The sequence below is a fragment of the Alistipes sp. An66 genome, assembly GCF_002161445.1.
GTDB classification, from domain to species: Bacteria; Bacteroidota; Bacteroidia; order Bacteroidales; family Rikenellaceae; genus Alistipes; species Alistipes cottocaccae.
Map to the genome: position 1 here is coordinate 1 of NZ_NFHT01000032.1, position 7829 is coordinate 7829.

Genomic DNA, 7829 nt, shown 5'->3' on the forward strand with positions numbered 1-7829 from the left:
TGGAATCTTATAGATTTGTCGGATAAGACACTTGATTTGAATGCGATGGCTATGGAATGGCAGGAGTTCTACAATAAGAAACGACCACATTCCTCGCTGAACGGCAAGACTCCGATGCAGAAAAACGTCGTAACTTATTAATTATCTATTAGTTACAATGTTAGCTGATGCCACAAAAAGACATGCTGTAAAGAGGCGGCAAAACCTTGTTTGACGCTTCATTTCAGGTGTCCGATATTCTCGGAAAAATGTAAAACTCGGGTTCGGAGTCCGAATTTGGGCGGTTCTTTTCCCTCGCTGGAATGGGTTGCCGGAGGGGTGTGACTCCATGAGCAAAGGTAGTAATTTTTGTAGGATCTCCAAGCTCTGGAGGAGGATTTTTTCGGTGGGTTCGGGATTTAAATGCAAAATATTTGCAATTGCTAATTATTTGCATTATGTTTGCTCCAGAGAAAGAAACAAAGCGATGAATAACGAAGGACTGCAAAGAATCAAGGAGGCGGGGCTGAAGCTGACCCCGCAGCGCCGCGAGGTCTACAAGGCGATGCAGGAGCTGCGCCACGCCACGGTGGAGGATATCATCGAACGGGTCCAGTCCCGCAACAAGGAGGTGACCGTTTCGACCATCTATCGGATTTTGGACAGCTTCTGTTCGGCAAACATTTTGTCGTTCATCTATCACCCCGACACCGGGAAGTGCTACTACGACATCACGGTGGCGGAGCACCATCACCTCTTCGACGGCAAGTCGATCGAGGACTATGCGGATCCGGAACTCTCGCAGCTGATCCGCGAATACCTCGAACGCAAACACTTCCCGACGGAGGAGATCGGTAAAGTACAGGTACAGGTAACGCTTAAAAAGAATGTCTAACTTAAAACCGCAATTTGTTATGAGAAGTATCACAACATTCGATCTGCAGTATGCACACCGTTTCTACGGTTTTCAAGGAGAGGCTCAGTATCTCCACGGCCACACGGGAAAGTTGACCATCGAGGTGGAGGATAGCATCGAGGCGGGTGTGAACATGGTTTACCCCTGCAACGAGATTCAGAAGGTAGCGTGGGACGTGCTCCGGAATTTCGACCACGCACTGGTTTTGCGCGAGGATGATCCGCTGCTGCCGGCCGTTCTGGACGTCTACGAGAAGCAGGGCATCCGCAACGGACACCCGCAGAACAAGATGAAGGGCCCGGCCTTCAAGACGGAGCTGGCCACGGCCTATCCCGATTGCCGTCTGGTTGTCACGAAGGAGACGCTGACGGTTGAGGGGATGATCAAGATTGTCTACGACCTGTTGAAGGATAAGCTCAACATTGCCAAGATCACCTTCACGAGCGGTGTGAATGCGGCCTCGGCGGAGTTCGTGACCAAGAACGACATCGATCGCTGCCCGCTGTGCGGCGTTGCACTCAACGAGGAGGGTGTATGTCCGAAGTGCGGGTACCGCAAGAAGAAGTAGCCGTCACACTCTGTGGATAGGGTAGTCGGGTTCCGAAAATCGGGGCCCGACTTTTTTATTCAGAGCGCAATTTTTTACTGAACGTCATGGCTTTTTCGCCGTGGTCAACTATTTGGGGAAAAATATTATTTCAGGAGGAGTATTATAAAGAATAATATTTTGTTTGTTGTTGGATGTAAATGGTATCTATGAATAACATATTAGCAGTTGATGTCTTAAATCCAGGTGAGGTGGCGATACAGATTGCGGCGAGTGTCAAGGCTCGAAGGGCGAAACTGGATTTGATGCGGACTATATTGGTTGCGTGCGAGAGAATCAAGTTGCGGTATACCTCAGATTTGACAATCGGAAGAGGTCTTGTTAGGAGAGCAAATTACTTTGCGTTGAATGTTCTTGTTCTATTCTGATAGTGAGATTGCTGCGCTGTTGAGTATGTCTCCAATTGCCTCTGTAGGATCTTGTAATGTCTCCTGTTGGATAGCTGCGCCCTAACTGGGACGCGACAATCAACTCTCCAAATTCTTTATAGCTTGCTTTAGTCTCTGCTGGGTTTGCTGCATTTGTTCAATAAAATCCTGGTAAGACTTTGCGTCGGTCGGAATCGGTACTCCGATGAGAAGGATGGTTCCGCCGTAGCCGCGCAGCGCCCCCAGCGTCCTTACAACAGGTTGAACCTGTGTCGCCTGTTGCGGATGGATGAATCCGCCTTTTGAGGCTTGTTCGACATACATATACGAAATGAGTTGATGCATGTCATCTCGATTGATGTGCCCTGAATCCAGCTTCTTGTATTTGGCATCCAGAATAAAGTCCTCTTTGATATAATCCGGATATCGTTTACAACGGCTGTATCTCTCCATTTCAGATAAGGGAGCCTTCTCGAAGAGGTAGATGCTGCCTTTGCCCAAGCGGTTTTGCGGATGCCGGAATCCACAGTCGTGGAGCAATGTTTTATAAAGAAACTCCTCCCAGAGCCAGGACCCACTGAATAGAAGGCCATAGATGTCATCCTTGTTTTGACCGTATTTCAGCCCTCGGTGGGTGAGAATCTGGATGCAAAGTTTCTGCAGTTCACGATAGGCGACGTAGTATGGATGCGTTACCGGCCGCAGGTTGCTGGAGATGATCTTTCTTCGTGCCAGCAGACTGTAGGATGGGGTTATCTGACAGATCTGCAAGACAAAAGCATCGGTATCTGGATCCGCTTTCAGAACGGATGCTTGCGGAGTGGTTCGGATGCATTCAATTGTATGACGAATCAGCTGTGTAAGTTCGTTGTCATAGGAAAACTCCTTAACAGAGTAGGCAATTCTCCCCGTAAATGGAGTATTCAGTCGGATTTGTTTGGAAATATCGATGACTCCTTTGACATTTGCATCGTTGTGCGCAATAGTTTTGTATTTTTTGTAAATACCCTGTTTGAGCGCTCTTTTCAGGTAGTAAGGGAATAAAAGGGTCAGGAAGTCGAAGATCCGGTTTTGCGATGACGCATGTTTCAGATCGAACAGATTGATATCGAAAACCCGCTGAACCATGTAATGCAGGAAATAATCTTCCTGATCTGCTGCTGCAAACCGGGAGCTGATGGTCAGCTGACTGTGGCCTCGACCGATGAACCCCATGAGGTCCCCGGCTTGCAATTGGGTATCATCCATCGTGCAAACGGACTGTTCTCCAATGCCGTTTTTGAGAAGATGCTCTACATCCGGGAAGATAAGCAGATTCGAATGCTTCTTATTACACAGGTCCTGGATGGAACGGTTGGCGAAATGTCGGAAGTTTTCGATATCGGACACGGCGATCTCCGGGACTGGAATTGTCCCGTAGTCCCGTATCCGATATTGTCGTACCTCTGAATTAGTTTTCACCATCTGATTCAGCTTGGTCTCTCTTTGTCAAATCGTAGGCAGCCTTCAGAATCTGCATATTGGCATCCAATTCGTCGGATCCGCGAAGGTATTCATACAGAAGACCTTTGAGGTGATAATTCCACAGCAGTTCCCATTTCTGTCCGGTATTTTTCTGATAAAGTTCGAGCTTCTTGAAATAGGCCGGGCCGATATGATAGGCGGAACTCAATCCGTCGATCTTTTCAATCGCTGCATTCAGATTGATCAATCTCGTTATTGCTTCGGTCTTGTCTGCACCGAGAGAATCCAGCATCCCGAGTCGTTCGGTGGCCTTCACCTCTTTCCAGGCAAAGCGGCGCCGCATGGCGAAATCCATTGTATCGACACTCCGGTCGATATCGTTCATCGTTCCGATGATATATACGTTCTCCGGGACAAAGAAGCCATTGTTGAAAGGGGTATCTTCCACCAGATTCTGGTATTGGGTGAAAATCCGTCCCGACTCTCCCCGATATCCCGGGTCAATGGAAAAGAACAGTTCGCCGAAGATCTTGGAGATCTCACCCCGATTTATTTCATCGATGATAAAGACATAGTTCTTCTTCTCGACGGGAGTTGCGTCGGCCGTGACCTTCCCTACATAATGTTCGTATACATAATGGAGTGTTGCCCAATAGGCCGATGCGTGACAGCCCTTTATTGCCTCAGTTACCGCTTTGTATATGTTGGTTATCTCGTCCAGCGCTTTAAGGTCCTTATAGGTCTCCGACAGTTTCTTCAAGCGGTTGTACGAGACGGTGTAGGTCTTTTCGCTTTCGGAATCCTTCGTCTTGAGAATGATGTTGTTATTGTCGGATACTTCCACGATTTTCATGGCCACATCTTCGGATCGCAACGGCAATTCATTTCCGGCGATCTCCCCGTTTCGGATGTCATCGGTGAAACGCTCATACGCCTCTTTGAATATCCGTTCGGCCGATATCTCTTCCGGTTTTTTCCGGCTATCCACCCAGTTTTCCAGCGCCTTTTCGCAGAATTGCTTGAAAACACCTTGCCGGAGTTCGAATCCGATCTGATCCGAAGTATTACTTTTAATTGGCCGCAGCCCCTCGACGAAGTCCGTATAGTCATACGAAGGGTGGAACTGAACCATTTTGCACTGTTCCTCGCTGGTGGCGCCCATAGCCTTTGCAATCTGTTTGGCAAGATAGGTCTTGCCGGTTCCCGGAGCGCCTGTAAGAATCAGATTCTTGTTGGCTTTCAGGAGCTCTACATATTCTTTATACTCAATATCCTCAACATCCTTTTGAACTGGGGCATTGGCGTGAGATGCAGCCAGCATATTTTTGTAGGTGTCGAAGAACTCTTTTAAAATACTGTTTGGCTCTTGATTGTCAAAAAGGCCCAAATCATTCAATGTGCGAGTCAAAACGGCTTTTGCGTTTGAAACCTGATCTTGAGTTAGGAACAAGGAATCTATATGCCGTTCGTTATTTGCTTTTATCCAATGAGGCCTTACGTTAATCCAGCCTCCTTTCCAATTCAAGTAGCAGGCCCTGCTACTCGTATAATCGGAAGAGTATATGTTGATGCATATTGTACCGCATTTGTATGTAGCCCAATTCGCAATTTGCTCTTGAATTTTAGCACCTTTATATCCCTGTCCAGAATATTTAAAATTGGTAATAGGAGCGATATAGGTTTGGTATCCGACGTGAGACGGATTCTGGTTGACAGCCCATTCCAGATGGGAGACAAAGTACTCCAGAAGGTGTTTGAATTGGATATATTCGTTCATAACAAGGCAATAGCTGTATGAGGTTTCTACAAAGTTAGCAAAAAATAATTGTGGTCATGGCTATTTGCGGCCTGTCCTACGGATTTATTCCACAATCTTCGATAATTGATCTTTGATTTTTGCCTCTTCGTCGGTGCCCGTGGTTGAGAGGCGCAGCAGCGGAAGAGCGTAGCGATCGAGGATGCGATCCTTCATCCGGTCGCGTTCGGATTGGCGGGTTCCTTGTTTGTGGAACTGGTAGCCGTCGGTCTCGACAGCCAGGACGGGCTGTTTGCTTACCCGGTTATAGATCAGGAAGTCGAGGTGCGTGGCGCCGTTCGAGGCATAGCGGCGCTCCTCGTCGTTGAGAAGCGTCCAATCGCGGATCAGCTGTCGCAGCGGTTGGTGGCAGAGGACGCCTAGATGCCGGAATGCTTGGTCTGTCTCCAACACCCGCTCCAGCAGGGCATAGGTCAGATTCTCGGAGTCGAACTCCGAGATCCGTCGGTGCCGTTTGAGGAACTCCCGCCGAGCCTCGGCGTAGGGTTCGTAGAGCAGGTCGAAAACCGAATGGATGGCGCTCTCCGTGATTTTGCCGCCGTTGTAGTCGATGTAGGCCAGCAGATCGGCAATGTTGCGGCTGTCGGGCTGTTCGTTGCTCGAAGTAACGAACGTGAATTGCCGTTTGGCCCGCGATACGGCAACGTTCAGCAGATTGGGATCATCCGTGAAGACGGTAATTTGATCGTCGACGGTCGACAGGATGATGGCCTCCTTTTCCCGTCCCTGGAACTTGTGTACCGTAGCCACGTCAATGCCTCCGCCCAGCTCGCGGTGGAGCGCATTGACCTGCTCGTTGTAGGGGGAGATAATGCCGATCTCGGCCTGCTCGCAGGGGAGTGACGGCAGCACCTCGCGCCGGATCGTTTCGATCTCGCGGGGATTGAACGCTCCCCGCGCGTGATGACCCGGTGTGGTCCGCCACGCTGTGATGACGTCGGGTTCGCCGCGATCCTCGGTCATGATCAGCAGCCGCCCGCCGTAGAAGCGCTGGTTGCAGAAGTTGATGATCTTCGGATGGCAGCGGTAGTGTTCGCGCAGCAGCGTCTGCGGCGCTTCGGGAAAGACCCGGCAGACGGACTCCAGAAAGCTCAGCGCGGCGCAGTCGTAGCGGGGATCGATCGCGTGTTTGGCGGCGATGGCCTGCATGCGGAGCCGGTCGGCATCCGTGATGACGTTGGGCAACTGCATCGAGTCGCCGACAATCACCGCATTGCGGGCGCACATCAGCGCCAGCGCCCCTGTTTCGGACGACACTTGTGAGGCTTCGTCCATAATCACGTAGTCGAACAGCGTCTCCGCCCGGAAATTCGATCGCGAAGAGAAGGTCGTGCTCAGCACGACGGGGTACTCCTTGAGCAGCTCGGGAGTGATATGTTGGAAAATGGGTCGTTTGTGTCCCTTGCCATAGCGGGCGGCCAGTCGGCTGTGCAGGTAGCGCATCGAGTCGTCGCTCAGCCGGGCCACCATCGCCGGAGCATCCGACGTGGCAAGTTGCTTTTCAACCCATTCGATCTCCGCCGTGAGCTCCTCCTGCCGAATCTGGTAGTAACTGCGCTGGAGGAGGGGGATCAACCGCTGGAGATCCTGCCGCTCCGGGTGGCGGGGGAATCCGTCGAAGAGGCGGCGGATCCGGCGTTTGAGCAAAAACCATCGGACCGCCTCTCTCCATCGATTGAAGAGCCCGGTTGGCTGCCACTCGACAGCGGCCTGTAATTCGTTCCACAGCATCAGCAGACGGGCCGATGGCATCTGCCGACGAAGCGTGGTGGAGAAATCAATCGTTGTCTCCTGTTCGAAATGGAGCTGTTCGGTTTGCAGCCCCGACAACTCCTGCCGGGCACGAGCCTGTCGCTCCTGTCGTTCGAACACCGTCTGCAGCGATTCGGCTTCGGACTGAATGGTGCGGAGAAACTCCGGAGAGTCTGTTTCGGCCGAATACCACGAGTCGATCTCGGCCGGAATGGACTTCTCGAGGGCCTGTGTTTCGACGAAGGCTGTCTTTCGCTCACGGCTGCCCAGCAGGGCGGTGAGAAAGCCCAGTCCCTGCTTTTCCAGCTTCTCGACCACGTTTTCGATGGCCGAGTTGTTGTTCGAGACGACCAGCACGGTCTTCTCTTGCACCACAAGATTGGCCACGATGTTGAGGATCGTTTGCGTCTTGCCGGTTCCCGGAGGACCCTGGATGATGCTGATTTGATTCCCGAAGGCTGCCTGGATGGCTCTCTGCTGGCTGGCGTTGCACCCGAAAGGGTAGATGAGCGGCGGCACAGGGAATTGTCGGGGCGAGTCCTTGCCGGGATTCAGGTAGAGGGCCGCCGCCGAACGGTCGGAGACAAAGTCAATCTTCTGATACTGCATCAGCAGCAGTTTCTGCCCGTCGTCGGTCTTCAGAGGGTTGAGTTCCGCCACGTCGCGCAGATAGGCGAAGCGATCCTGTGCGGGTGGCTCCTCCAGGCACGACCGAACGAGTTCGACCTCCGATCCCTTGTAGTGGGCTCCGGTGCCATTGGCGTATTCCACATACCAGAATCGCCGCGAGCCTTGTTGGAAAGCGGCGATGTGGGAGAGAGGCTCTATCCGACGGCCTTTGTGGAGCAGATGGCAATGCTGCGGATCGAATATAACGGGATCCTTCAGCCACAACACTTTGCTCGGGACATAGGTGTAGGTCTTCGG

The 7829-nt window shown here is 51.5% G+C and carries 5 protein-coding genes and 1 pseudogene; 3 read left to right on the plus strand and 3 right to left on the minus strand.

What is annotated here, in order from left to right:
- The 3 genes and pseudogenes from B5G16_RS12930 to B5G16_RS12215 all read left to right on the plus strand — a co-directional run.
- Nucleotides 1–123, plus strand: a pseudogene (locus tag B5G16_RS12930) (integrase core domain-containing protein); the annotation flags it as partial.
- 343 nt (nucleotides 124–466) lie between these two features.
- Complete coding sequence (locus tag B5G16_RS12210; protein ID WP_087264300.1) at nucleotides 467–874, plus strand: Fur family transcriptional regulator; 408 nt, start codon at nucleotides 467–469, stop codon at nucleotides 872–874.
- 19 nt (nucleotides 875–893) lie between these two features.
- Nucleotides 894–1463 (plus strand): 6-carboxytetrahydropterin synthase, encoded by a 570-nt coding sequence (locus tag B5G16_RS12215; protein ID WP_087264302.1) that lies wholly within the window; start codon nucleotides 894–896, stop codon nucleotides 1461–1463.
- 506 nt (nucleotides 1464–1969) lie between these two features.
- Here B5G16_RS12215 and B5G16_RS12220 read toward each other — a convergent pair.
- From B5G16_RS12220 to B5G16_RS12230, 3 genes are all read right to left on the minus strand, one after another.
- Nucleotides 1970–3334, minus strand: coding sequence for an McrC family protein (locus tag B5G16_RS12220; RefSeq protein WP_087264304.1), 1365 nt, complete (start codon nucleotides 3332–3334; stop codon nucleotides 1970–1972).
- Entirely contained in the window at nucleotides 3321–4742 is a 1422-nt protein-coding gene (locus B5G16_RS12225; protein ID WP_162612076.1) for an McrB family protein, read from the minus strand. The genes B5G16_RS12220 and B5G16_RS12225 overlap by 14 nt, the downstream gene beginning before the upstream one ends.
- A gap of 453 nt (nucleotides 4743–5195) precedes the next feature.
- Nucleotides 5196–7829 (minus strand): AAA domain-containing protein (locus B5G16_RS12230; RefSeq protein WP_335341002.1); only part of this gene is annotated, 2634 nt, incomplete at its 5' end.